This window comes from Pseudomonas sp. EL_65y_Pfl1_R83 (genome assembly GCF_963970695.1).
In the GTDB taxonomy this organism is placed as follows: Bacteria; Pseudomonadota; Gammaproteobacteria; order Pseudomonadales; family Pseudomonadaceae; genus Aquipseudomonas; species Aquipseudomonas tritici.
On record NZ_CAXAQI010000014.1, the window covers coordinates 101,355 to 126,594 of the forward strand.

At 60.5% G+C, this 25,240-nt stretch carries 24 protein-coding genes; 10 read left to right on the forward strand and 14 right to left on the reverse strand.

From position 1 onward, the window contains the following. Positions 1-18 precede the first annotated feature (18 nt). On the reverse strand, positions 19-1,683 hold the full coding sequence (locus AACY08_RS19810; protein WP_339471045.1) for a putative bifunctional diguanylate cyclase/phosphodiesterase: 1,665 nt from the start codon (positions 1,681-1,683) through the stop codon (positions 19-21). 256 nt (positions 1,684-1,939) lie between these two features. On the opposite strand from AACY08_RS19810, the gene rep reads away from it, so the two are divergent. Both rep and AACY08_RS19820 read left to right on the forward strand, forming a co-directional pair. After that, positions 1,940-3,949 (forward strand): DNA helicase Rep, encoded by a 2,010-nt coding sequence (gene rep, locus AACY08_RS19815; RefSeq protein ID WP_339415104.1) that lies wholly within the window; start codon positions 1,940-1,942, stop codon positions 3,947-3,949. A gap of 58 nt (positions 3,950-4,007) precedes the next feature. Further along, positions 4,008-4,580, forward strand: a complete 573-nt coding sequence (locus tag AACY08_RS19820; protein ID WP_003195447.1) for a xanthine phosphoribosyltransferase — start codon at positions 4,008-4,010, stop codon at positions 4,578-4,580. A gap of 82 nt (positions 4,581-4,662) precedes the next feature. Here the strand turns inward: AACY08_RS19820 and AACY08_RS19825 are convergent, their stop codons facing one another. The 6 genes from AACY08_RS19825 to dadA all read right to left on the reverse strand — a co-directional run bounded on the left by AACY08_RS19825 (position 4,663) and on the right by dadA (position 10,759). Beyond that, entirely contained in the window at positions 4,663-6,585 is a 1,923-nt protein-coding gene (locus AACY08_RS19825; RefSeq protein WP_339471046.1) for an acetyl-CoA hydrolase/transferase C-terminal domain-containing protein, read from the reverse strand. Positions 6,586-6,722: 137 nt separating this feature from the next. Then, positions 6,723-7,133 carry a c-type cytochrome gene (locus AACY08_RS19830; RefSeq protein WP_339471112.1) on the reverse strand — a complete coding sequence of 137 codons (411 nt, stop codon included), beginning with the start codon at positions 7,131-7,133 and terminating at the stop codon, positions 6,723-6,725. A 182-nt stretch (positions 7,134-7,315) separates the two neighbouring features. Beyond that, complete coding sequence (locus tag AACY08_RS19835) at positions 7,316-7,864, reverse strand: cupin domain-containing protein (RefSeq protein WP_339471048.1); 549 nt, start codon at positions 7,862-7,864, stop codon at positions 7,316-7,318. Positions 7,865-7,980: 116 nt separating this feature from the next. Next, positions 7,981-9,054: an alanine racemase gene (alr, locus tag AACY08_RS19840; RefSeq protein WP_339471049.1), complete on the reverse strand. Its 1,074-nt coding sequence runs from the start codon at positions 9,052-9,054 to the stop codon at positions 7,981-7,983. Between the two features lie 78 nt (positions 9,055-9,132). Next, positions 9,133-9,486, reverse strand: a complete 354-nt coding sequence (locus AACY08_RS19845) for a RidA family protein (protein ID WP_339471050.1) — start codon at positions 9,484-9,486, stop codon at positions 9,133-9,135. Further along, positions 9,458-10,759, reverse strand: coding sequence for a D-amino acid dehydrogenase (gene dadA, locus AACY08_RS19850; protein ID WP_339471052.1), 1,302 nt, complete (start codon positions 10,757-10,759; stop codon positions 9,458-9,460). Before dadA ends, AACY08_RS19845 begins: the two co-directional genes overlap by 29 nt. A 156-nt stretch (positions 10,760-10,915) precedes the next feature. Here dadA and AACY08_RS19855 point away from each other — a divergent pair, with 156 nt between their 5' ends. After that, positions 10,916-11,404, forward strand: a complete 489-nt coding sequence (locus AACY08_RS19855) for an Lrp/AsnC ligand binding domain-containing protein (protein ID WP_003176896.1) — start codon at positions 10,916-10,918, stop codon at positions 11,402-11,404. A gap of 43 nt (positions 11,405-11,447) precedes the next feature. On the opposite strand, the gene AACY08_RS19860 is transcribed toward AACY08_RS19855, so the two are convergent. Further along, positions 11,448-11,801: a YkgJ family cysteine cluster protein gene (locus tag AACY08_RS19860; RefSeq protein ID WP_314564404.1), complete on the reverse strand. Its 354-nt coding sequence runs from the start codon at positions 11,799-11,801 to the stop codon at positions 11,448-11,450. Positions 11,802-11,915: 114 nt separating this feature from the next. Between AACY08_RS19860 and AACY08_RS19865 the strand changes: the two genes are divergently transcribed. Next, entirely contained in the window at positions 11,916-13,208 is a 1,293-nt protein-coding gene (locus AACY08_RS19865; RefSeq protein WP_339471054.1) for an NAD(P)/FAD-dependent oxidoreductase, read from the forward strand. 1 nt (position 13,209) lies between these two features. Here the strand turns inward: AACY08_RS19865 and AACY08_RS19870 are convergent, their stop codons facing one another. Further along, positions 13,210-13,434, reverse strand: a complete 225-nt coding sequence (locus tag AACY08_RS19870) for a DUF1127 domain-containing protein (RefSeq protein WP_339471056.1) — start codon at positions 13,432-13,434, stop codon at positions 13,210-13,212. Between the two features lie 167 nt (positions 13,435-13,601). Here AACY08_RS19870 and AACY08_RS19875 point away from each other — a divergent pair, with 167 nt between their 5' ends. Further along, positions 13,602-15,026 carry an aminotransferase-like domain-containing protein gene (locus AACY08_RS19875; protein WP_339471058.1) on the forward strand — a complete coding sequence of 475 codons (1,425 nt, stop codon included), beginning with the start codon at positions 13,602-13,604 and terminating at the stop codon, positions 15,024-15,026. 62 nt (positions 15,027-15,088) lie between these two features. Beyond that, positions 15,089-16,657, forward strand: coding sequence for a phospholipase D family protein (locus AACY08_RS19880; RefSeq protein ID WP_339471060.1), 1,569 nt, complete (start codon positions 15,089-15,091; stop codon positions 16,655-16,657). 47 nt (positions 16,658-16,704) lie between these two features. On the opposite strand, the gene AACY08_RS19885 is transcribed toward AACY08_RS19880, so the two are convergent. After that, positions 16,705-17,847: an MFS transporter gene (locus AACY08_RS19885; RefSeq protein WP_339471062.1), complete on the reverse strand. Its 1,143-nt coding sequence runs from the start codon at positions 17,845-17,847 to the stop codon at positions 16,705-16,707. Positions 17,848-18,029: 182 nt separating this feature from the next. Continuing rightward, positions 18,030-19,523 carry an aldehyde dehydrogenase gene (locus tag AACY08_RS19890; protein ID WP_339471064.1) on the reverse strand — a complete coding sequence of 498 codons (1,494 nt, stop codon included), beginning with the start codon at positions 19,521-19,523 and terminating at the stop codon, positions 18,030-18,032. 230 nt (positions 19,524-19,753) lie between these two features. On the opposite strand from AACY08_RS19890, the gene AACY08_RS19895 reads away from it, so the two are divergent. Further along, complete coding sequence (locus tag AACY08_RS19895; protein ID WP_339415092.1) at positions 19,754-20,116, forward strand: cupin domain-containing protein; 363 nt, start codon at positions 19,754-19,756, stop codon at positions 20,114-20,116. A 71-nt stretch (positions 20,117-20,187) separates the two neighbouring features. Here the strand turns inward: AACY08_RS19895 and rpmG are convergent, their stop codons facing one another. Next, positions 20,188-20,343: a 50S ribosomal protein L33 gene (gene rpmG, locus AACY08_RS19900; protein WP_003176906.1), complete on the reverse strand. Its 156-nt coding sequence runs from the start codon at positions 20,341-20,343 to the stop codon at positions 20,188-20,190. 11 nt (positions 20,344-20,354) lie between these two features. Continuing rightward, positions 20,355-20,588: a 50S ribosomal protein L28 gene (rpmB, locus tag AACY08_RS19905; protein ID WP_003176907.1), complete on the reverse strand. Its 234-nt coding sequence runs from the start codon at positions 20,586-20,588 to the stop codon at positions 20,355-20,357. A gap of 458 nt (positions 20,589-21,046) precedes the next feature. Here rpmB and AACY08_RS19910 point away from each other — a divergent pair, with 458 nt between their 5' ends. Beyond that, positions 21,047-22,639, forward strand: a complete 1,593-nt coding sequence (locus AACY08_RS19910) for an ABC transporter substrate-binding protein (RefSeq protein ID WP_339436652.1) — start codon at positions 21,047-21,049, stop codon at positions 22,637-22,639. A gap of 27 nt (positions 22,640-22,666) precedes the next feature. Here AACY08_RS19910 and radC read toward each other — a convergent pair whose 3' ends face one another. Further along, positions 22,667-23,341: a RadC family protein gene (gene radC, locus AACY08_RS19915; RefSeq protein ID WP_339415090.1), complete on the reverse strand. Its 675-nt coding sequence runs from the start codon at positions 23,339-23,341 to the stop codon at positions 22,667-22,669. A 160-nt stretch (positions 23,342-23,501) separates the two neighbouring features. On the opposite strand from radC, the gene coaBC reads away from it, so the two are divergent. Further along, positions 23,502-24,710, forward strand: coding sequence for a bifunctional phosphopantothenoylcysteine decarboxylase/phosphopantothenate--cysteine ligase CoaBC (gene coaBC / locus AACY08_RS19920; RefSeq protein ID WP_043048060.1), 1,209 nt, complete (start codon positions 23,502-23,504; stop codon positions 24,708-24,710). A gap of 5 nt (positions 24,711-24,715) precedes the next feature. Continuing rightward, the gene (gene dut / locus AACY08_RS19925) at positions 24,716-25,171 is read left to right on the forward strand and encodes a dUTP diphosphatase (RefSeq protein WP_003213270.1); all 456 of its coding nucleotides are present in this window, start codon (positions 24,716-24,718) and stop codon (positions 25,169-25,171) included. The last annotated feature ends 69 nt before the right edge of the window (positions 25,172-25,240 follow it).

The following is a 25,240-nucleotide window of genomic DNA, read 5'->3' on the forward strand; positions in this document are numbered from 1 at the left end:
TTGGATTGGGTTTACAGCTCAACCCAGCAAAGCCTGCTGTCCTTTGCCAAACGTCAGGTAATCCACTAACTCCGGTAATGGCAGTGGCTTGCTGATCAGGTAACCCTGCGCCTGGTCACACCCAAACAGCCGCAACAACGCTAGCTGCTCAGGCGTTTCCACCCCCTCGGCAACCACTTCCAGGTTGAGGTTGTGGGCCAGGTTGATCATGGCGTGCACCAATTTGCGGTTTTCTTCACGCTCTTCCATCCCACCGACAAAGCTCTTGTCGATCTTCAACAAGGCAATCGGCAGGCTGTTGAGGTGCACGAACGACGAGAAACCGGTGCCGAAATCGTCCAGGGAAAACCGCACGCCAAGGCGACCCAGCGCATCCATGGTCTGCTTGACCAGGTCACTGCGACGCATCACGGCCGTTTCGGTCAGTTCGAACTCCAACCATTGCGCGTCCACACCACGCTCGGAAATCAGCCGGCTGAGGGTCGAAAGCAACTGGCTGTCCTGAAACTGGCGAAACGACAGATTGACCGCCATGTGCAGCGGCGGCAGGCCGCGTTCACGCAGGTCCTGCATGTCGCGCAGGGCTCGGGAAATCACCCAGTAGCCCAGCGGCACGATCAAGCCGCTTTGCTCGGCCAACGGTACGAATTCACTCGGCGGCAACAGGCCCCGCTCGCCATGACGCCAGCGCACCAGGGCTTCCAGGCCGACGATGTGCCCGTCGTCCAGGTCCAGGCGCGGCTGGTAATGCAGCTCCAGTTCATCACGACGCAAGGCGCGGCGCAGCTCGCTTTCCAGGTCGGCCAGGCTGCGCGCGTTGCGGTTGATGCGTTCGTTGAAGATATGAAAGGTGCAGCCCTGGGTGCTTTTGGCTTGCTGCATGGCGATATGGGCGTGCCACATCAGCGGGTCGGCACCGGCGCGAGCCCGAGCATGCGCCACACCCAGGCTGCAACCGATCAGTAAGCTTTCGCCATCCACCCAGTAAGGTTCGGCCATGACTTCAGTGATGCGCTCGGCCATCCACTCGGCACGCTGGGGTGCACGGCGGGTGTCGATCAGCAGGGCGAATTCGTCGCTGCCCAGACGCGCTAATTGGTCTCCGACCTCAAGCTGGCTCTTGAGCCGTGAGACCACTTGCAGGATCAGCCGGTCGCCAGCCTGGTGCCCGAGGGCATCGTTGGCGTGCCGGAAGTTGTCGAGGTCCAGGTGACCGAGGGCCAGGCCGCGCCCCTCATTCTCGGCCAGCCGCGCCGCCAGCAGGGTCTGGAAGCCCTGGCGGTTGGCAATGCCGGTGAGCGGGTCCTGTTCGGCCAGGCGCTGCAAGGTATTTTCCAGCAGCCCGCGCTCGCGAACGTGGCGCAGGCAGCGGCGCAGTGTATCGGCGTCCAATACATTACTGACCAGCCAATCGCTGACGCCAAGGGGCGACACCAGGGGCTCTTGCTCCAGCAGCAACACGCACGGCAGGCTGCAACGGCCAGGGCCGGGTTGCAGGCTGGGCGTGGTCAATAGCACGGCGCTGTGGTCGTCATCGAACAAACGACTCACGGACTCCCAGTTTGGCGCGCTGATCAGCACAGCCCCATCGCCCATCGGCGCCAGGCACTCGCGCAATAACGCTGCCCACGCGGGCTCATCGGCCAGCAGCAGCAAACGCAAGGGTTCGACAGGCGTAGACAAGCTAGCTCCCTAGACTCTGCAATATTTCGTTGGCGGCGGGCATTATGACGTGCGCCCTTAGAATCACCAATGATAGGGGGTATCAAACACTCAAAATGTAAACAATAGTCTCAAACAACCCCCACATCCTGCGGCAAAGTATCAAAACCGGCAAATTTAGATCGAGTGGTACGTCACACTGTCGTTCTGACAGGGCAGAATCCTGCCAGCCTGTTAAAATGCCCGCCCTTTTGAACAACGACTCCCTGAATTCCGTATGTCCCGACTCAATCCCCGGCAGCAAGAAGCCGTGAACTACGTCGGCGGCCCTCTATTGGTGCTCGCCGGCGCAGGCTCCGGCAAGACGAGCGTGATCACCCGCAAGATCGCGCACCTGATCCAGCACTGCGGCATCCGCGCCCAGTACATCGTCGCCATGACGTTTACCAACAAGGCCGCGCGGGAAATGAAAGAACGTGTCGGCACCCTGCTCAAGGGTGGCGAAGGCCGCGGGCTCACCGTGTGTACGTTCCACAACCTGGGGCTGAACATTATCCGCAAGGAGCATGCACGTCTGGGCTACAAGCCAGGTTTCTCGATTTTCGACGAGACCGACGTGAAGTCGCTGATGACCGACATCATGCAAAAGGAATACGCAGGCGACGACGGCGTGGATGAGATCAAGAACATGATCGGCGCCTGGAAAAACGACCTGATCCTGCCCGCCCAGGCCCTGGAAAACGCACGCAACCCCAAGGAACAGACTGCCGCGATCGTCTACACCCACTACCAGCGCACGCTCAAAGCGTTCAACGCGGTGGACTTCGATGATCTGATCCTGCAGCCGGTCAAGCTGTTCGAGGAACACGCCGACGTCCTCGAAAAATGGCAGAACAAGGTGCGCTACCTGCTGGTGGACGAATACCAGGACACCAACGCCAGCCAGTATCTGCTGGTGAAGATGCTGATCGGCAAGCGCAACCAGTTCACCGTGGTCGGCGACGATGACCAGTCGATCTACGCCTGGCGTGGCGCCCGCCCGGAAAACCTGATGCTGCTCAAGGACGACTACCCGTCCCTGAAAGTGGTGATGCTGGAGCAGAATTACCGCTCCACCAGCCGCATCCTGCGCTGTGCCAACGTGCTGATCTCGAACAACCCCCACGAGTTTGAAAAACAACTGTGGAGCGAGATGGGCCACGGCGACGAAATCCGAGTGATCCGCTGCCGCAACGAAGACGCCGAAGCCGAGCGCGTGGCCGTCGAGTTACTGACCTTACACCTGCGCACCGACCGCCCCTACAGCGACTTCGCGATCCTGTATCGCGGCAACTACCAGGCCAAGCTGATCGAGCTGAAGCTGCAGCACCACCAGATTCCGTACCGACTGTCGGGCGGCAATAGCTTTTTCGGACGTCAGGAAGTGAAAGACCTGATGGCCTACTTCCGCCTGATCGTGAACCCGGACGACGACAACGCGTTCCTGCGCGTGATCAACGTGCCGCGCCGGGAGATCGGCTCCACGACCCTGGAAAAACTCGGCAACTACGCCACGGAACGCAAGATCTCGATGTACGCTGCTACCGACGAAATCGGCTTGGGCGAACACTTGGACACGCGCTTCACCGACCGCCTGTCGCGCTTCAAGCGCTTCATGGACAAGGTGCGCGAGCAATGCGCCGGCGAAGATCCGATCAGCGCCCTGCGCAGCATGGTCATGGACATTGACTATGAAAACTGGCTGCGCACCAACAGTTCCAGCGACAAGGCCGCGGATTACCGCATGGGCAACGTCTGGTTCCTGATTGAAGCGTTGAAGAACACCCTGGAAAAAGACGAAGACGGCGAGATGACCGTCGAGGATGCCATCGGCAAGCTGGTGCTGCGCGACATGCTCGAGCGCCAGCAAGAAGAGGAAGACGGCGCCGAAGGTGTGCAGATGATGACCTTGCACGCGTCCAAGGGCCTCGAATTCCCCTACGTGTTCATCATGGGCATGGAAGAGGAAATCCTCCCGCACCGTTCCAGCATCGAAGCCGACACCATCGAAGAAGAGCGCCGCTTGGCCTACGTGGGCATTACCCGCGCGCGTCAGACCCTGGCCTTCACCTTTGCAGCCAAGCGCAAGCAGTACGGCGAAATCATCGATTGCGCGCCCAGCCGGTTCCTGGATGAACTGCCGCCGGACGACTTGGCCTGGGAAGGCAATGACGACACCCCGACCGAGGTGAAGGCCGTTCGCGGCAACACCGCCCTGGCGGATATACGCGCGATGTTAAAGCGCTAGAATCGACTACTTTTTAATCTACTTTCGGCGCGCACCGCGCCATTAGAGGAAGCTTTCCGTGGAAGCACTGCACAAGAAAATTCGCGAAGAAGGCATCGTGCTTTCCGATCAGGTACTCAAGGTCGACGCCTTTTTGAACCACCAGATCGACCCGGCACTGATGAAACTGATCGGCGATGAATTCGCCGCGCTGTTCAAGGATTCGGGCATCACCAAGATTGTCACCATCGAAGCCTCTGGCATCGCCCCGGCGATCATGACCGGTCTGAACCTGGGTGTACCGGTGATCTTCGCGCGCAAGCAGCAATCGTTGACCCTGACGGAAAACCTGCTGTCGGCGACGGTGTACTCGTTCACCAAGAAAACCGAAAGCACCGTAGCCATCTCGCCACGTCACCTGACCAGCAGCGACCGCGTGCTGGTGATCGATGACTTTTTGGCCAATGGGAAAGCGTCCCAGGCGCTGATTTCGATCATCAAGCAGGCGGGCGCGACCGTTGCCGGCTTGGGGATTGTGATCGAGAAGTCGTTCCAGGGTGGCCGCGCGGAGCTGGATGCGCAGGGTTATCGGGTGGAGTCGCTGGCGCGTGTGAAATCGCTGGCCGGTGGCGTGGTCACCTTCATCGAATAATTTGCGACACCGCAAATCCCAGGTGAATACAGATCAAAATGTGCGGGGTTGCTCGCTCCCACATTTTGATCTGTGTTGGCTGTTAGTGCGCGGTGGCCTGCAGGCCAGCGAGTAGCAGACGCTGGTATAAGTCCTCTTTCAGTCCCTCCGGCTTATCCAACCGCATCCGCTTCAAATGCTGTGGATACGCCTCCGGTTCAGGCGCATCCAACGCCGCCTTGCCTAACTCCAGCATCTCCGTCAGCTTGAATTTGCTCTTGAGCCAGTTCAGCGCCCGCAACAAATCCCGTTCCTCATCGGTGAAATCACTGCCCAGTGGATATTCCGGAAACAACCGACGATGGCGCGTTTGAATCGCCTGTAGCCGCTCGGGCGTGTTATCGGCAAAGCGCGGATCCAGCTGGAAATCCTTGGGCAACTTGCCGGCTTTTTGCGCCTGTTCGATCAAATCGTCCTGGAAGCGTGAGTCAGTAATGTTAAGCAATGCCTCGATAACCTGGGCATCCGTCTGCCCACGCAAATCGGCGATCCCATACTCGGTGGTGACAATATCCCGCAGGTGCCGGGGAATCGTGCAATGCCCATAGCCCCAAACGATATTGGAACTGACCTCCCCCGCCGACTCGCGCCAGCTGCGCAGGATCAGGATCGAACGCGCGCCTTCCAGTGCATGGCCCTGGCCCACGAAGTTGTACTGCCCGCCCACACCGCTGAGCACGCGACCGTCTTCCAACTGGTCGGCGACACCCGCGCCAAGCAACGTGACGATAATCGCGCTGTTGATAAACCGCGCATCCAGGCGTTGCAGGCGCTTGAGCTCTTCCTGGCCGTACAGCTCGTTGATGTAGCTGATGCGGGTCATGTTGAATTCAAGGCGCTTGGCGTGGGTCATTTCCTGCAGGCGCTGATAGAAACTGCGCGGGCCAAGGAAGAAACCACCGTGGATCGAGATGCCATCAGGCTGCGCCGCATCGTCGAGCGTGCCGGCGTTGGCCTGCGCCTGGGTCGCCACATCCGGGTAAACCTTACGGCGGATAATCCCCGCGTCCGCCAGTACCAGCAGGCCGTTGACGAACATCTCGCTGCAACCATACAGGCCACGGGCGAACGGATCGACACCACCTTCCCGGCTGATCAAAGGCGCCCATTGATACACATCGATGTCGGTCAGCAGCAGCCGGTAGGCCTCGTTGTCGGCTTGGCGCGCCAGCAACGCGGCGGTCAGCGCATCGCCCATCGAGCCGATACCGATCTGCAAGGTGCCGCCATCGCGCACCAGGGTGCTGGCATGCAGACCGATAAAGTGATCCTGCAAACCCACCGGCATATTCGGCGTGGAGAACAGCGTGGTGCTGTCTTTTTCATCAATCAGGTAGTCGAAGGCGTCCATGCCCAACTCGGAATCGCCGGGCATGTAGGGCAAATCGCTATGGACTTGGCCAACGATCAGCACGGTTTCCCCCGCATCACGTCGCTTGGCGATCATCGGCAGCAGGTCGAGGGTGATGTCCGGATTGCAGCTCAGGCTCAGGCGATCAGGATGTTCGGCGCTGCTCGCAACCAATTGCGCCACCAGGTTCAGGCCGGCGGCATTAATGTCGCGGGCAGCGTGACTGTAGTTGCTGCTGACGTAGTCCTGCTGCGCCGACTCGCTGTGGAGCAAGCTGCCGGGCTGCATGAAGAACTGCTGCACGTGGATATTTTTTGGAAGGCTGTCTTTATGCAGGTCAGCGAGGAAATCCAGCTCGGGGTAATCGCCAAACACTCGCTCGATAAAGGGTTCGAGAAAGCGCTTCTGCAAGCCATCGCCCATCGTCGGACGGCCAAGACTTAGGGCGGTATAGATCGTCAGCGCCCGATCCGGCAATTTAGCGATGCGCCGGTACAGCGCGTTAGCAAACAGGTTGGGCTTGCCCAGGCCAAGCGGCATGCCCATGTGGATATGCGCCGGCAAGCGCGCCAGTACGTCATCAACTGCTTTCTCGATTGAACACAACTGCACCATCCGACCCTCCTGAACATTCCGTGATTAGGGGTTGGACAGAGAGTGGCGGGTCTTTGCTGCAAAGAACAGTGGTGAAACACTAATTGCGGGCACAAAAAAGCCGCCCGAAAGCGGCTTTTTTGGCGAAGATCGGCTGATTAGAGGCCGGACATCTTCTTGATGGCGCCTTTAAGGTCATCCTCCGAGCAATCAGCGCAAGTACCCTTAGGTGGCATGGCATTGATACCGGTGATCGCCTTGGCCAGAATGCCGTCGAGGCCGCCCTGTTGGTCGGCTCGCTCTTTCCAGGCGGCGGTATCACCGATTTTTGGCGCACCCAGCAGGCCGGTGCTGTGACAGGCGTTGCAGTGTTTGGCGATGATTTCGTCGGGGGTTTTCGCCCCACCGCCACCCGCTGCCACGGCGACCTCCATCCCCTTGCATTCCTGACCCTGAACACACACCTGGCCGACAGGCTCCAGGCGCTTGGCAATGTCATCATTGGTCGCAGCTTGAGCGCTGACAGCCCATAGGGCCAGTACGGTTGCTGGTGCGGCCAGCATTTTCATAATTAGGTTCACGCGTTCACCCTCAATGGTGGCTATTCACGCCTGCGGCCACGGTTTCGCAGGCGGCGAAAGTATAACGGTTAGCCCGCCTGGCCGAAACAACCCTATTAAACAAAGGGAGATTCGGCTTCACGGAATACTGCTACGGGAACCTCTGCAATGCTGGCAGGGCGCCTCTATTCTTAAAAGTTCGCGGGTGTGGCTGCGCTGATTAGTCGCGCCGGCACGTCGAACGGGTTGCGAAAACGATGGGGCTTGGTACTTTCAAAGTAGTAGCTATCGCCAGCTTCGAGCACAAAAGTTTCAAAACCGACCACCAACTCCAAGCGACCCTCCACCAGGATCCCGGTTTCTTCACCTTCGTGGGTGAGCATTTCTTCGCCCGTGTCGGCGCCCGGCGGGTAGATTTCGTTCAGAAACGCAATCGCCCGTGTCGGGTGCGCCCGACCTACCAGTTTCATGGTGACGGCGCCGTCAGAGATGTCGATCAGCTCATTGGCTTTATAGACGATCTGCGTCGGTATTTCCTGGAGGATCTCCTCGGAAAAGAACTCGACCATGGACATGGGGATGCCGCCCAGCACCTTGCGCAAGGAGCTGATCGAGGGGCTGACGCTGTTTTTTTCGATCATCGAAATGGTGCTGTTGGTGACACCCGCGCGCTTGGCGAGCTCACGCTGGGAAAGACCCTTCAGTTTACGGATGGATTGCAGTCGTTCGCCGACGTCCAATGCAGGTGCCTCCTAGGGTTCAGGCTTTGTTGTAATTGAGCGTTATCATGGCGACAGCGTTCAGTATTTACAACACTTGGGCCTAAATCCCAGGCGGTTGCATGCGTATCTGGCGATCAAGCGCCGGAATAGAGCCTTGGCACGCGGCGCAGGTTGCAGAACAGCTGATAGGGAATGGTCTCGGCGGCGACCGCAATGTCACTGGCGAGGATATTTTTGCCCCACAGCTCTACCGTTGACCCAAGCCCGGCCTGCGGCACGTCAGTCAGGTCGATGCACAGCATGTCCATGGAAACACGCCCTAACAACTGGCTGCGTTGCCCGGCCACCATTACCGGCGTACCGGTCGGCGCGTGACGCGGGTAGCCATCCGCATAACCCATGGCAACCACACCAATGCGCATCGGCTTGGGCGTGATGAACTTCGCGCCGTAGCCCACCGGCTCACCGGCTGGCAATTCCCGTACACAGATCACCTTGGATTCCAGCGTCATCACCGGCTGCAAACGCGCCGCCACAGCCTGGTCTTCACCAAACGGCGTGGCGCCGTAAAGCATGATGCCGGGGCGAACCCAGTCGCTGGACACAATTGGCCAGCCCATGACCGACGGCGAGTTACGTAGGCTGACCTCGGCCGACAAGCCCTGGCGCGCCGCTTCAAACACTGCAACTTGTTCATCACTGCGCACGCAGTCAAGTTCATCGGCGCGGGCAAAGTGGCTCATCAGTACGATTTTGGCCACCTTACCGCTGGCCAGCAGGCGCTGGTAAGCCTCTTGATAATCCTTGGGATGCAGGCCAACGCGGTGCATGCCGGAGTCGAGCTTGAGCCAGATGGTCAACGGCTTGCTCAGTCTGGCCTGTTCGATGGCATCCAGTTGCCACAGCGAATGCACCACGCACCAGAAATCATGCTCGATGATCAGCGGCAGTTCGTCGGCTTCGAAAAAGCCTTCCAGCAGTAGCACTGGCGCACGAATCCCGGCGGCGCGCAGTTCCAATGCTTCCTCGATGCACGCCACGGCAAATCCATCAGCCTCGGCTCCCAACGCCTGTGCCACGCGCACGGCACCATGACCGTAGGCATCGGCCTTGATCACGGCAAGGGCCTTGGCCCCCGTGACTTCACGGGCCAGTTGGTAATTGTGAAGCAGGGCTTGGAGGTCGATCAGGGCACGGGCTGGACGCATGGCGGCAGGCTTCTAGGCGGCAGAGTAAAGAAAAACCGGCACCGACAGACAGCATCGGCACCGGGAGAGGGATCTTGCTTAAGGCAGCGCCACCACTACGGACAGCTCCACTAGGATTTGCGGTTCACACAGCTTGGCTTCAACCGTGGCACGGGCCGGGGCAACGCCATTGGGCAGCCACTTGTCCCACACCGCGTTCATGCCGGCGAAATCGGCGTCGATGTCTTTCAGGTAGATCGTCACCGACAGCAATTTGGTCTTGTCGGTGCCGGCCAGGTCCAGCAGACGCTCGATATTGGCCAGGGTTTCACGGGTCTGCTGTTCAATCCCGGCGCTCATGTCGTCGCCGACTTGCCCGGCCAGATACACGGTAGCGTTGTGGACAACGATCTGGCTCATGCGCTCATTGGTGAGCTGGCGCTGGATTGACATGTCGTGCGGACTCCTGGTGGTTGCCATAACGGGAAATATCGAGGCCTTCGGCGCTGATTTGCGGGGTTTTCTTGGCCATCAGGTCAGCCAGCAAGCGGCCGGAGCCACACGCCATGGTCCAACCGAGCGTGCCGTGGCCGGTATTCAGGAACAGGTTCTTGAACGGGGTGGCACCGACAATCGGCGTGCCGTCGGGCGTGGTCGGGCGCAGGCCGGTCCAAAACGAAGCTTGGATCAAATCGCCGCCCTGAGGATAAAGGTCGTTGACGATCATCTCCAGGGTTTCACGCCGACGCGGGTTAAGCGACAGGTCAAAACCGGCGATTTCAGCCATGCCGCCGACGCGGATGCGGTTGTCGAAACGGGTAATCGCGACCTTGTAGGTCTCGTCGAGAATGGTCGAAGTCGGCGCCATCGCCGGGTTGGTGATCGGCACGGTCAGCGAGTAACCCTTGAGCGGGTAGACCGGCGCCTTGACCCCCAGCGGCTTGAGCAATTTCGGCGAGTAGCTGCCGAGGGCCAGTACGTAGCGGTCGGCGGTTTCCAGCTTGCCGTCGATCCATACACCATTGATGCGGTCGCCGGCGTAGTCGAGACGCTGGATATTCTGTTCAAAGCGGAATTCCACACCCAACTGCGTGCACATATCGGCCAGGCGCGTGGCGAACATTTGGCAGTCGCCGGTTTGGTCATTCGGCAGGCGCAAGGCTCCGGCGAGGATATCCGTGACGTTGGCCAAGGCCGGCTCAACACGGGCGATACCGGCGCGGTCGAGCAGTTCGAACGGCACGCCGGACTCTTTCAACACGGCGATGTCTTTAGCGGCACCGTCAAGTTGTGCCTGGGTGCGGAACAGTTGGGTAGTACCGAGGCTGCGGCCTTCGTAGGCAATGCCGGTTTCAACGCGCAGTTCGTCGAGGCAGTCGCGGCTGTATTCGGACAGGCGGACCATGCGCTCCTTGTTCACCGCATAACGGCTGGCGGTGCAGTTGCGCAGCATCTGCGCCATCCACAGGTATTGGTCGATATCGGCGGTGGCCTTGATCGCCAGCGGTGCGTGGCGTTGCAGCAGCCACTTGATGGCCTTGAGCGGCACGCCCGGCGCGGCCCATGGCGATGCATAGCCTGGGGACACCTGGCCGGCGTTGGCGAAACTGGTCTCCATGGCGGCGGCAGGTTGGCGGTCAACCACCACGACGTCAAAGCCGGCCCGCGCCAAATAGTAGGCACTGGTCACACCAATCACGCCGCTACCCAAGACCAGAACGCGCATTTTTATATCCTCATCGCGGGCATGGCCGCTGACGTGTGTTATTCGAGCAATGATGAGCTCAGTGTAAAAAACAATTGCCAGTGCATTTCACTATATAACTACCTATATTTGGCGACAATTCTCGGCAAAAACCCTTTTCACAGAGGCGTATCCCCTATGCGTACCAACACCCAGACCAAGCGGGAGCTGGACAAGATCGACCGCAACATCCTGCGCATCCTGCAAACCGACGGACGTATTTCGTTCACGGAATTGGGGGAAAAGGTCGGGCTGTCGACCACGCCATGTACCGAGCGAGTGCGCCGGCTGGAGCGTGAAGGGATCATCATGGGCTACAACGCGCGCCTCAATCCTCAGCACTTGAAGGGCAGTCTGCTGGTATTTGTCGAGATCAGCCTCGATTACAAATCTGGCGACACCTTCGAGGAATTCCGCCGCGCCGTGCTGAAACTGCCGCATGTGCTGGAGTGCCATTTGGTGTCTGGAGACTTCGACTATCTGGTGAAGGCGCGGATCTCCGAGATGGCGTCGTACCGCAAACTGCTCGGCGATATCCTCCTCAAACTGCCCCATGTGCGGGAGTCCAAGAGCTATATCGTGATGGAAGAAGTGAAGGAGAGCCTGAATCTGCCTATCCCGGACTGACTCACTGACACGACTCAGCCCACATTTGGACCGAGCCCAGCCGTTAAACCAGCACCTGCCGGGTACTCGCCATGTATTCGTGGATCTGCTTTTCCACCCGCGGGTGAATCAGCTCCACCGGCCGCCGCCCGTTAGGGCACGGCAACGTCTTGGTGGTGCCGAACAGCCGACAGATCAACGGCCGCTCGTCATACACCGTGCAACCATCGGGCCCCAGGTGTACGCAGTTCAGCTCATCCATGGCCGCGTCCTGCTCTGCAGCCGTCTTGCGCGGCAGGCGCGACATTTCTTCGGGCGAAGTGGTCACCGGCCCACAGCAATCGTGGCAACCGGGGACGCACTCGAACGAAGGTATCTGCCGACGCAGCGCGCTGATCTTCTGACTGTTGCAACTCATCTAAACATTTACCGAACGGCGAATAAGTGTGGATTCTGCCGTAAAACGCTCTGCGCAGACAGCTTCGTCCGACCGCTGTATCCTGCGTCAAATTTTCCAAACAGGGATGCTCCCATGACCGCCAGCGCCCGGCACACCGCCTCTTACTACGCCGCCAGCAGCGTGCCGCAACCGGATTACCCCGTGTTGGCAGGCGAAGTCACTGCCGATGTGTGCGTGGTCGGCGGCGGTTTTTCCGGGCTGAACACGGCTCTGGAGCTTGCCGAGCGCGGGTTCAGCGTAGTGCTGTTGGAGGCGCGCAAGATCGCCTGGGGCGCCAGCGGACGTAACGGTGGCCAGTTGATTCGTGGCGTCGGCCATGGCCTGGACCAGTTCGCCAATGTGATCGGCACCGATGGTGTGCGCCAAATGAAGCTGATGGGCCTGGAAGCCGTGGAGATCGTACGTGAGCGCGTCGAACGTTTTCAGATCCCCTGCGACCTCACATGGGGTTACTGCGACCTCGCCAACAAACCCCGAGACCTCAAAGGCCTGGCCGAAGACGCCGAAGAACTGCGCAGCCTCGGTTATCGCCATGAGGTGCGCCTGCTGCAAGCAGACCAGATGAGCAGCGTAATCGGCTCCGAGCGCTACGTGGGCGGCATGATCGACATGGGCTCGGGCCACTTGCATCCGCTCAACCTGGCCCTCGGCGAAGCCGCCGCCGCGCAGCAATTGGGTGTGAAGCTGTTCGAGCACTCCCAGGTCACGCGCATCGACTACGGCCCCGACCTCAACGTGCACACCGCCCAGGGCAGCGTGCGCGCCAAGACCTTGGTGCTGGCGTGCAACGCCTACCTCAATAGCCTCAACCCGCACCTGAGCGGCAAGGTGTTGCCCGCCGGCAGCTACATCATCGCCACCGAGCCGTTAAGCGAAGCGCAGGCCAGCAAACTGCTGCCTCGGAATATGGCGGTGTGTGACCAACGGGTAACGGTGGATTACTTCCGACTGTCCGCCGACCGTCGCCTGTTGTTCGGCGGTGCCTGCCATTATTCCGGCCGTGATCCCCAGGACATCAGCGCCTATATGCGCCCGAAAATGTTGCAGGTATTCCCGCAGTTGGCCGATGTGAAAATCGACTACCAATGGGGCGGCATGATCGGCATCGGCGCCAACCGCCTGCCGCAGATCGGCCGTCTCGCGGAGCAGCCCAACGTGTATTACGCCCAGGCCTACGCCGGCCATGGGCTCAACGCCACACACCTGGCGGGCAAGCTGCTCGCTGAAGCCATCAGCGGCCAGCAACAGGGCCGCTTCGATCTGTTTGCCCAGGTGCCGCACATGACTTTCCCTGGCGGCAAGCACCTGCGCTCGCCGCTGTTGGCGCTTGGGATGCTCTGGCACCGCTTCAAAGAGCTGGTGTGAATCAGTTGCGCCAGAAAGGTTTCAACCCTTCCTGGCGCGCCTGTTCGGCAGTCAGCCCGACGTCGCGCAGTTGCTCACGGGTCAAGTGCAGCAACGCCTTGCGCGTTTGACGGCGTTGCCAGAACAGGTTCCAGTGGCTGACGTTGCGCGGCGCCGTTGCCCGCTCATGCCCAGCCTCCAGTTCCTGACTGTGTAACGCCAGCCGCACATCGCTCATACCGTTCATTTTGCTGCCCCTCATTTACGTTGTTGCCTTGAGTGACAAGCATGAGTGCGCAACACAAACCAATACAGATTCAACCCGACTTTATTAAATCCATACAGATACTGCCTATGGGGGGCTGAATCCTGTATTTTCGCCTCATCTGTACTGGCCCCCTAGGAGCGACCGCCATGACCCTTTATGTGAACCTCGCCGAATTATTGGGCACGCGCATCGAACAAGGCTTCTATCGCCCCGGTGATCGCTTGCCTTCTGTACGGGCCTTGAGTGTGGAACACGGGGTCAGCCTGAGCACCGTGCAGCAGGCGTATCGGTTACTGGAAGACAACGGCCTCGCTATGCCCAAGCCGAAATCAGGCTATTTTGTACCCGTCGGCCGCGAGCTGCCGGCCTTGCCGGAGATTGGTCGCCCGGCCCAACGACCGGTAGAGATATCCCAGTGGGACCAGGTACTGGAGCTGATTCGCGCGGTGCCGCGCAAAGATGTCATACAGATGGGCCGAGGCATGCCAGATGTGCTGTCCCCGACCTTGAAACCTTTGCTGCGCAGCCTCGCCCGCGTGAGCCGCCGCCAGGACCTGCCCGGCCTGTATTACGACAACATCCTCGGCTGTATGGAGCTGCGCGAGCAAATTGCGCGACTGTCATTGGATTCTGGCTGCCAGCTGAACGCCGAGGACATCGTGATCACCACCGGTTGCCATGAGGCGCTGTCCGCCAGTATCCACGCCATTTGCGAGCCTGGCGATATCGTCGCAGTGGATTCGCCGAGCTTTCACGGTGCAATGCAGACCCTCAAGGGCCTGGGCATGAAAGCCTTGGAAATCCCTACTGACCCGATCACCGGCATCAGCCTCGAAGCACTGGAGCTGGCGCTGGAACAGTGGCCGATCAAGGTCATCCAACTGACCCCCAACTGCAACAACCCCCTGGGTTACATCATGCCGGAGGCGCGCAAGCGTGCACTACTCACCCTGGCCCAGCGCTTTGACGTGGCAATCATTGAAGACGATGTGTACGGCGAATTGGCCTATAGCTACCCGCGCCCGCGCACCATCAAGTCCTTCGACGAAGACGGCCGTGTACTGCTGTGCAGCTCGTTCTCGAAAACCCTGGCGCCTGGTTTGCGCATTGGTTGGGTGGCTCCCGGTCGATACTTGGAGCGCGTGCTGCACATGAAATACATCAGCACGGGCTCCACGGCGACACAACCGCAGATCGCCATTGCCGAATTCCTGAAAAACGGGCACTTCGAGCCGCATTTGCGGCGGATGCGCACCCAATACCAACGTAATCGCGACTTGATACTCGACTGGATCAGCCGCTATTTTCCGACAGGCACGCGCGCCAGCCGGCCCCAGGGCAGCTTCATGCTATGGGTCGAGCTACCGGAGGGCTTTGATACCTTGAAGCTCAACCGCGTGCTGATGGAGCAAGGCGTCCAGATTGCCGTAGGCAGCATTTTTTCTGCATCGGGCAAGTACCGGAACTGCCTGCGCATGAACTACGCTGCCAAACCTACGCCGCAGATTGAAGAAGCTGTGCGCAAGGTGGGGGCTGCCGCGAGCAAAATGCTGGCCGAGGCGGCCGACTGACCTTTCGCAGGAAATTGCCGTCATATGCCGACAACCGCCCTGATCTGGAAGCAACTCCCTTGATGATTCAACGGCTATTCCCGTTTTTCCTGTTGGGAGCCCTGGCCCTGGGCGGCTGCGCCACGGTGCCTGCACCGCGCATCCCCAGCGACGCCCTGCCCGCCGCGCAATCGTCGTTCGGCCGCTCGATCCAGACCCAGGCCGCACCGTATCAAGGGCGCTCGGGTTTTCGCCTGCTGCCCAACAGCAGCGAGGCCTTCATGGCCCGTGCCGAACTGATCCGCAACGCCCAGACCAGCCTCGACCTGCAGTACTACATCGTGCACGACGGCATCAGCACGCGCATGCTGGTGGACGAACTGCTCAAGGCCGCCGACCGTGGTGTGCGCGTGCGCATCCTGCTGGACGACACCACCAGCGACGGCCTCGACCAGATCATCGCCACGCTCGCCGCCCACCCCAAGATCGAAATCCGTCTGTTCAACCCCCTGCACCTGGGGCGCAGCACCGGCGTGACGCGCGCCATGGGCCGCTTGTTCAACCTGTCGCTGCAGCATCGGCGCATGCACAACAAGCTATGGCTGGCGGACAACAGCGTGGCCATCGTCGGCGGGCGCAACCTGGGGGATGAGTATTTCGATGCCGAGCCCAACCTGAACTTCACCGATATCGACATGCTCAGCGTGGGCCCGGTAGCCGAGCAGCTTGGCCACAGTTTCGACCAATACTGGAACAGCGCCCTGAGCAAGCCTATCGACAACTTCGTTTCCAATGCACCGTCCAAAGGCGACCTGGCCGACGCGCGCGTTTACCTGGAAGCGTCGCTGGCCGAATCGCGCCAGCAGAACCATGCGCTGTACAACCGCTTGCGCACCTACCAGACCCAACCGCGCATGGACATCTGGCGCCGCGAACTGATCTGGGCCTGGAACCAGGCCCTGTGGGACGCACCGAGCAAGGTGCTGTCCAAGGCCGACCCAGACCCTCGGTTGCTGCTCACCACTCAACTGGCGCCGGAACTGGAAGGGGTCAGCCACGAGCTGATGATGATCTCGGCGTATTTCGTGCCGGGGCAACCGGGGCTGGTGTACCTGACCGGGCGCGCCGATGCGGGGGTGTCGGTCAGCCTGCTGACCAACGCCCTGGAAGCCACTGACGTGCCGGCCGTGCACGGTGGTTATGCGCCCTATCGCAAGGCGCTGCTGGAGCACGGCGTGAAGCTCTACGAACTGCGCCGTCAGCCCGGTGACCCCAGCGCGGGCAGCGGGCCGCATCTGTTCCGGCGCAGCACCTTCCGCGGCTCGGACTCCAGCCTGCACAGCAAGGCGATGATCTTTGACCGGCAGAAATCGTTTATCGGCTCGTTCAACTTCGACCCACGTTCGGTGCTGTGGAATACCGAAGTCGGCGTGTTGGTCGACAGCCCCGAGCTGGCGGAGCACGTGCGTAACCTGGCGCTGCAAGGCATGGCGCCGGACTTGAGCTATGAGGCGAAATTGCAGGATGGCCAAATAGTGTGGACGACCGAAGATAACGGCCAACTGCACACCCTGACCCGCGAGCCGGGCAGTTGGTGGCGGCGGTTCAATGCGTGGTTCGCTACCTCAGTTGGCTTGGAACGCATGCTCTAAAGCCAGAGGAGATCAACTGTGGGAGCTGGCAAGCCAGCTCCCACCTATTAGGCCGGTTGCGCCACGCCGAACGCGCCTTGGCGCAGCAACAGCACCACCAACCCCAACGCACCGGCTGCCATCAGCAGCGGCAACGCATGCCCGCTGATCCACTGGCTGCCCGCCCCTGCCACCAAAGGGCCGATCAGGCAACCGATACCCCACAGCTGCGCCACGTGGGCATTGGCGCGCACCAGTGCATCGTCGCGATAACGCTCGCCGATCAGGATCAGCGACAGGGTAAACAAGCCTCCAGCACTCGCGCCGAACAACACCCAGATCGGCCAGATCAGCGGCGTATGCATCAACAACGGAATCGCCAGGCTCGACGCCAGCAACAGCACCGCACAACTCAGGAACAGCGTGCGCCGAGGCAGGTAGTCGGCCAGTGCGCCAATGGGCAATTGCAGCAGCGCATCGCCGACCACCACCGTACTGACCATGACCAAGGCGATTTCGGCGGTAAAGCCTTGTTGCAGGCAGTAAATCGGCAACAACGTCAGAATCATCGCCTCGAACGCAGCGAATAACGCCACCGCCCACGCAATCGCCGGCAGGCTCAGGCAGAAACGCCACAGGTCAGCGAAGGTCACACTGAAGGACTCGGCGCTCGGTGCGCCGGAACGCCCCAGCAACAGCAACGGCGCCACCACTAACAGACCGACGCCGACCCAGAAACCGTAGTCATGGTCGGTGCCGATCAAGCCCAGCAACAGTGGGCCGGACAGTTGGCTCAGGGCATAAGTGCAGCCATACAGTGCCACCAGACGGCCACGCCACTGCTCCACCACCAACTGGTTGATCCAGCTTTCGCCCAGGATAAATACGATGGTCAGGATCACCCCGATCATCAGCCGTAGCACCAGCCACACCGGGTAGCTGGGCAGGATCGCCAACAAGCCGATGGAAATCGCGCCTGCCCACAAACACAGGCGCATAAGGTTGGCGGTGCCGAGCCATGAGGCCATGCGACTGGACACCTTCGCACCGAGCAGCACACCGAAGGCCGGCATCGCCGCCATCACGCCGATGGCAAAACTGCCATAACCCCAGCTTTCCAGGTGCAGGGACACCAGCGGCATGCTGACGCCCAGGGCCAGGCCGACGCTGAGCACCGAGGCCAGGACGGCGAAATAGGTCGCCCAACGCATGTCCACGCTCCTGTGGATAATTATTTCAAGGGCTGCAAACGAACTGTAGGAGCGAGCTTGTGTGGGAGTCGGGCTTGCCCGCGATGCAGATGCCTCGGTGTGTCAGTCACACCTTGGTGATGCTATCGCAGGCAAGCCGACTCCCACACAAGCCCACTCCCACATTTGGACTGCGGTGTGGCTTAGAGCTTGATCCAGGTCGACTTCAGCTCGGTGTACTTGTCGAACGCATGCAGCGACTTGTCGCGACCGTTGCCCGACTGCTTGAAGCCACCAAACGGCGCAGTCATGTCGCCGCCATCGTACTGGTTGACCCACACGCTACCGGCACGCAAGGCTTTAGCGGTCAGGTGAGCCTTGGAGATATCTGACGTCCACACTGCGGCAGCCAGGCCGTAGACAGTGTCGTTGGCGATCTTGATCGCTTCTTCTGCAGTGTCGAAGGTGATCACCGACAGCACTGGGCCAAAGATCTCTTCCTGGGCGATCTTCATCGCGTTGGTCACGCCGTCGAAAATCGTCGGTTCGACGTAAGTGCCGCCGGTCTCTTCCAGGGTGCGCTTGCCGCCAGCTACCAGCTTGGCGCCATCGGCATGGCCGGCTTCAATGTACGAGAGCACGGTGTTCATTTGTTGGGTATCCACCAGCGCCCCCACGTTAGTGGCTGGGTCCAGCGGGTTGCCGGGCTTCCAGCCCTTGAGGGCCTCGATCACCAACGGCAGGAAAGTGTCCTTGATCGAACGCTCCACCAGCAGGCGCGAACCCGCGGTGCACACTTCGCCCTGGTTGAAGGCGATGGCGCCGGCGGCAGATTCGGCGGCCGCTTGCAGGTCCGGAGCATCGGCAAACACTATGTTCGGGCTCTTGCCGCCGGCTTCCAGCCACACGCGCTTCATGTTCGACTCGCCGGAGCGAATCAACAGTTGCTTGGCGATTTTGGTCGAACCGGTGAACACCAGGGTGTCGACGTCCATGTGCAGCGCCAGCGCATTGCCCACGGTGTGGCCGTAACCCGGCAGCACGTTGAACACGCCTTTTGGAATACCGGCTTCAACGGCCAGGGCTGCGATACGGATGGCGGTCAGCGGGGACTTTTCGGACGGCTTGAGGATTACCGAGTTACCGGTGGACAGCGCAGGGCCGAGCTTCCAGCAGGCCATCATCAGCGGGAAGTTCCACGGCACGATAGCGCCCACCACGCCGACTGGCTCGCGGGTCACCAGACCCAGCTGGTCGTGCGGAGTGGCGGCAACTTCGTCGTAGATCTTGTCGATGGCCTCGCCGCTCCAGCTTAGGGCATTCGCCGCGCCGGGTACGTCGATGTTCAGGGAGTCGCTGATCGGCTTGCCCATGTCCAGGGTTTCGAGCAGCGCCAGCTCCTCGGCATTGGCCTTGAGCAACGCGGCGAAACGGATCATGGTGGCTTTGCGTTTGGCCGGTGCCAGGCGCGACCACACACCGGAATTGAACGTGGCGCGGGCGTTTTCCACAGCGCGCTGGGCATCGGTGGCGTCACAGCTGGCAACAGCGGCCAGCAGGCGGCCATCGACCGGGCTGATGCATTCGAAGGTGTCACCGGAAACGGCGGCGGTGTACTCGCCATTGATGTAGGCGCGGCCTTCGATCTTCAGATCCTTGGCGCGTTGCTCCCAGTCGGCACGGGTCAGGGTGGTCATGCGAGTGTCCTCCTCTTATTGAATACGAGGGCCAGGCGATGTCCCCCGGCAGCCTCAAAGAATGCTTGCCCGGCCAGCCATCTGTTCGGCTCAAGGCAGCTGCCACCCTAAACCAGCGGCTGGGGATGTTTCAATATATTTGACATAACGCCAGTAAACGCCCTTGCGATGTTCATTTTAATAAACATAGACTTTGGGCTCTCCAACCGCAGGCCAGACGGGAAACGCACATGAGCATCCAGGACATCGTCGACTTCAGCCAAGCCAAGACCGCCGCCGAGCGCTACCGCCCTGCTGCCGAAAAAATCCTCAAGGGCGATCCCGAGCAAACGATCTACAACCACTACAACAGCCCGTGCGGCCAAATGAGCGCCGGGGTCTGGGAAGGTGAGGTGGGGCACTGGAAGGTCAACTACAGCGAGCATGAGTACTGCGAGATTGTGCAGGGTGTGTCTGTCCTACGTGATGCGGACGGCAACGCCAAGACCTTGCGCGCTGGTGACCGCTTCGTGATCCCGGCTGGTTTCAGCGGCACCTGGGAAGTGCTGGAGCCGTGCCGCAAGATCTACGTGGTGTTCGAACAAAAGGCCTGATCAGTAAATCGCAGGCAAAAAAAAGCCCGAATCGTGAGAGACGGGCTTTTTTTCACATTGAAGAAAACCAATTACTTGATTTTGCCTTCTTTGTAGATCACGTGCTTGCGAACGCGCGGGTCGAACATTTTCTTTTCGAGCTTGTCCGGGGTAGTACGCTTGTTCTTGTCGGTAGTGTAGAAGTGACCAGTACCGGCGCTAGAGATCATTCGAATCAATTCACGCATGATATAGCTCCTTAAATCTTGCCAGCGGCACGAATTTCGGCCAGCACGACAGTGATGCCACGCTTGTCGATGATACGCATGCCTTTAGCAGATACGCGCAGACGGACAAAACGTTTCTCTTCTTCAACCCAGAAGCGGTGATGCTGCAGGTTTGGCAGGAAACGACGACGGGTTTTGTTATTTGCGTGGGAAATGTTATTCCCAGTCACCGGACCCTTACCGGTAACTTGACATACTCTCGACATGCCTCAGCCCTCTAAAACCACATGCCCAACCCGGCATGGGTTGGCCGCTTAATCTCTCAGTCATTTGGCGCCAGGCGCCGCGTTTCTTTAGGGTCTTACCGGCTACACCTACAAGCGAAGGAACCGGGCCCCTAGAAAAGAGCGCTGCTTTATACCAGAAAGACCCTATTGCAACAACAGCCCGTGTGTTTTTACCGGCGTAAATCTCGGCGGCAAACGCCTGAACCGTTGCTAATAGGGGCCGCAGTAACAATCGACCACTCGTCGCACAGAATGATTTACAGCGCCCGCGCGCGCAGTGAAGTGCACGGCGGAACGCGCTGAGGCGCCATCAAAACAGCATTTCAGGCAAAAGCACAGGCAAAAATGGGCTAGTCATTTATCTATCAGACCTCTACGGTAGAACTTTTCCAGACTGCACTCGCAGATGGGCCTTCGATCTGCAAAGGAAACCGAACATGCGCCTCGCTGCCCTACCGCTCTTGCTTGCCCCTCTATTTATCGCTCCGGCGGCTGTTGCTGCCACCAATCTGAGCGTTTGCACCGAGGCCAGCCCCGAAGGGTTCGATGTGGTGCAATACAACTCACTGACCACCACCAATGCTTCAGCCGACGTGCTGATGAACCGCCTGGTGGACTACGACGCGGCCAGCGGCAAATTGGTGCCAAGCCTGGCAGACAGCTGGAACGTTTCAGCGGATGGCCTGACCTATACCTTCAAGCTGCACCCGGATGTGAAATTTCATCGCACCGAATACTTCACCCCTAGCCGTACACTGACCGCGGAAGACGTGCGCTTCAGCTTCGAACGCATGCTCGACCCGGCCAACCCTTGGCACAAGATCGCCCAGAGCGGTTTCCCCCATGCGCAGTCGCTGCAGTTGCCCGCACTGGTCAAGAAGATCGACGCCCTCGACCCGCTGACCGTGCGCTTCACCCTGGATCACGCCGACTCCACCTTCCTCGCCGCCCTGAGCATGGGCTTTGCCTCGATCTACCCGGCCGAATACGCCGACAAACTGCTCAAGGCCGGCACGCAGCAGAAGCTCAACAGCCAGCCCATCGGCACCGGGCCGTTCATCTTCAGCCGCTTCCAGAAAGACGCCGTGGTGCGCTACAAGGCCAACCCGGACTACTTCGCCGGCAAACCGGCTGTGGATAACTTGATCTTCGCGATCACGCCTGACGCCAACGTGCGCCTGCAGAAATTGCACCGCAATGAATGCCAGATTGCCCTTTCGCCCAAGCCGCTGGACGTGGGCGAGGCCGAAAAAGACCCGGCGCTCAAGGTGGAGAAAACCGCCGCCTTCATGACCGCCTTCGTGGCCATCAACACCCAGCACCCGCCCCTGGACAAGCCCGAAGTACGCCAAGCGATCAACCTGGCCTTCGACAAGGGCAGCTACCTCAAGGCCGTGTTTGAAGGCACTGCCGAAGCCGCGAACGGGCCTTTCCCGCCCAACACCTGGAGCTACGCCAAAGAGCTGCCCGGTTATCCACAGGACCTCGCCAAGGCCAAGGCGCTGCTCAACCGTGCCGGGCTCAAGGATGGGTTCAAGACCACTATCTGGACCCGCCCCACCGGCAGCCTGCTGAACCCCAACCCCAACCTCGGCGCACAACTGCTGCAGGCTGACCTGGCCAAGGTCGGCATCCAGGCCGAGATCCGCGTGATCGAATGGGGCGAGTTGATTCGCCGCGCCAAAGCCGGCGAGCACGACTTGCTGTTCATGGGTTGGGCCGGCGACAACGGCGACCCGGATAACTTCCTTACCCCACAGTTCTCCTGTGCGGCAGTCAAGTCCGGCACCAATTTCGCCCGCTACTGCGACCCAGCCCTGGACAAGCTGATCAGCGCCGGCAAGACCACCAGCGAGCAGGGGGTACGCAGCAAGCTGTATCAGCAGGCCCAGGCGCAGATCCAGCAGCAAGCGTTGTGGCTGCCATTGGCGCACCCTACGGCATTTGCCCTGACCCGCAAGAATGTCGAGGGCTATCAGGTGAGCCCGTTCGGGCGCCAGGATTTCTCCAAGGTCAGCATCAAGCCCTGACAACCAAGCCCGCCCCAATGGGCGGGCTTACATCCACCCATATTCAGCCATCGACAACGGATCGCCATCCCCCACGATGATGTGATCCAGTACCCGCACGTCCACTACTTCCAAGGCCTTTTGCAGCAACTTGGTCAATTTTCGATCAGCCGCACTGGGCTCTGCGCTGCCGGAAGGATGGTTGTGGCACAGAATCAATGCCGCCGCGTTATATGCCAAGGCGCGCTTGACCACTTGCCGGGGGTAAACCATCGCCGCGTCAATGGTGCCCTGGGATAACGCTTCGAAACCCAGCACCCTGTGTTTTGAGTCGAGAAACAGGCAACCGAAGATCTCGTGAGGCTCATGGCGCAGCAAAGCCTTCAGGTAATCACGCACGGCTACCGGGCTTTCCAGCACCGAATCCTTACGCAGGCGCTCGGCCATATGTCGCCGGGACATTTCCAGCACTGCCTGCAACTGCGCAAATTTCGCCGGCCCAAGGCCCAATTGCTGGTTGAACAGCGCCTGGCTGGCCTCCAACAATGGGCGCAAGCCACCGAATTGCGCCAACAGATGGCGCGCCAGGTCCACCGCGCTCCTGCCAGCGACCCCGGTACGCAGGAAGATCGCCAGCAACTCGGCATCCGACAGGCTCGCTGCGCCCCATTCCAAAAGCTTCTCTCGCGGCCGCTCTGCTGCTGGCCAATCGCGAATACTCATCCCGCCTCCCTTTCCATATGCGTCCTGTGCGCCACGTGCACCGCTGTTGCCTCGCGGACGCTGTGTTATCGTAGGCCCTCTTTTTTGCCGCGATTTCCCCTGGGGAGGGGGCATCGCAGGCGCCACTGAACTGGCATCACTGAACTGGAAAGGCAAACCAATGCAGCGTCTGTATCGGAAACGCATCGTTCTCGGCGTTGGCGGCGGCATTGCCGCCTACAAGAGCGCAGAGCTGGTCCGCAGGCTTCTGGACCAAGGCGCCGAAGTGCGCGTGGTCATGACTCGCGGCGGCAGTGAGTTCATCACGCCGTTGACCATGCAGGCCTTGTCCGGGCACCCGGTTCACCTGGATCTGCTGGACCCGGCGGCCGAGGCCGCCATGGGCCATATCGAGCTGGCCAAATGGGCCGACCTGGTGCTGATCGCCCCGGCCACCGCCGACCTGATCGCGCGCCTGGCCCAAGGCATCGCCGATGACCTGCTGACCACCCTGGTACTGGCCACGGACGCCACCGTCGCCATCGCCCCGGCCATGAACCAGGCCATGTGGCGCGACCCGGCCACCCAGGCCAACACCCAACTCTTGCAAAGCCGTGGCCTCAAGGTATTCGGCCCGGCGTCCGGCAGCCAGGCCTGCGGCGATGTCGGCATGGGTCGCATGCTTGAAGCCACCGACCTGGCCCAGTGCGCCGCCGAGTGCTTCCAGCACTTGGCGCTCACCGGCAAGCATGTGCTGATCACGGCTGGCCCGACCCAGGAAAACATCGACCCGGTGCGCTACATCACCAACCATAGCTCAGGAAAAATGGGCTTTGCGCTGGCCGAAGCGGCGGTCGAGGCAGGCGCACGCGTTACCTTGATCACCGGCCCGGTGCATTTGCCGACCCCGGATCGGGTCACGCGAATCGACGTAGTCAGCGCCCGCGACATGCTCGCGGCCTGTGAGGCGGCCATTCCGTGCGACCTGTTTATCGCCTCGGCAGCGGTTGCGGACTACCGCCCGGAAGTCGTCGCCCCGCAAAAGCTCAAGAAAGACCCTACGAGCGGTGACGGCCTGCTCCTGCAAATGGTGCGTAACCCGGACATCCTGGCCACCATCGCCACGCGCCCGGACCGTCCGTTCAGTGTCGGCTTCGCGGCCGAGACCGAGCATTTGCTGGACTACGCAGCACGCAAATTGAAAGACAAAAACCTCGACCTGATCGTTGCCAATGATGTCGCCAACCCGAGCATCGGCTTCAACAGTGAGGAAAACGCGTGCAGCGTGATCGACCGCGAGCTGCACGCCACCCTTTTCGCCCAGACCAGCAAGGGCAAGATTGCCCGCCAACTGATCTCTTTTATCGCCCAACGGCTGAACCAGGTTTAATGTCCATGCACGCTTTGCAAGCCAAGATTCTCGACCCACGCATCGGCAACGAATTCCCGCTGCCGGCCTACGCCACCCCGGGCTCCGCCGGCCTCGACCTGCGCGCCATGCTCAAGCAAGACACGGTGCTTGAGCCGGGCCAGACCATTCTGATTCCAACGGGCCTGTCGATCTATGTCGGCGACCCTGGCTTGGCTGCGCTGATCCTGCCGCGCTCCGGCCTGGGCCATAAACATGGCATCGTGCTGGGCAACCTGGTGGGCCTGATCGACTCGGACTACCAAGGCGAACTGATGGTGTCGTGCTGGAACCGTGGCCAGACCGCGTTCAACATCGCCGTCGGCGAGCGCATTGCCCAGTTGGTACTGGTGCCGGTCGTACAGGCGCATTTCGAACTGGTAGAGGAGTTCGACGAAACCCAGCGCGGCGCGGGCGGGTTCGGGCATTCCGGCAGCCACTGACTAAGCTGAATCTGGCCGGGCGCCGTTGCCCGGCCCGACGCCACCGCTGGGCTTTCAGGACGAAGAATG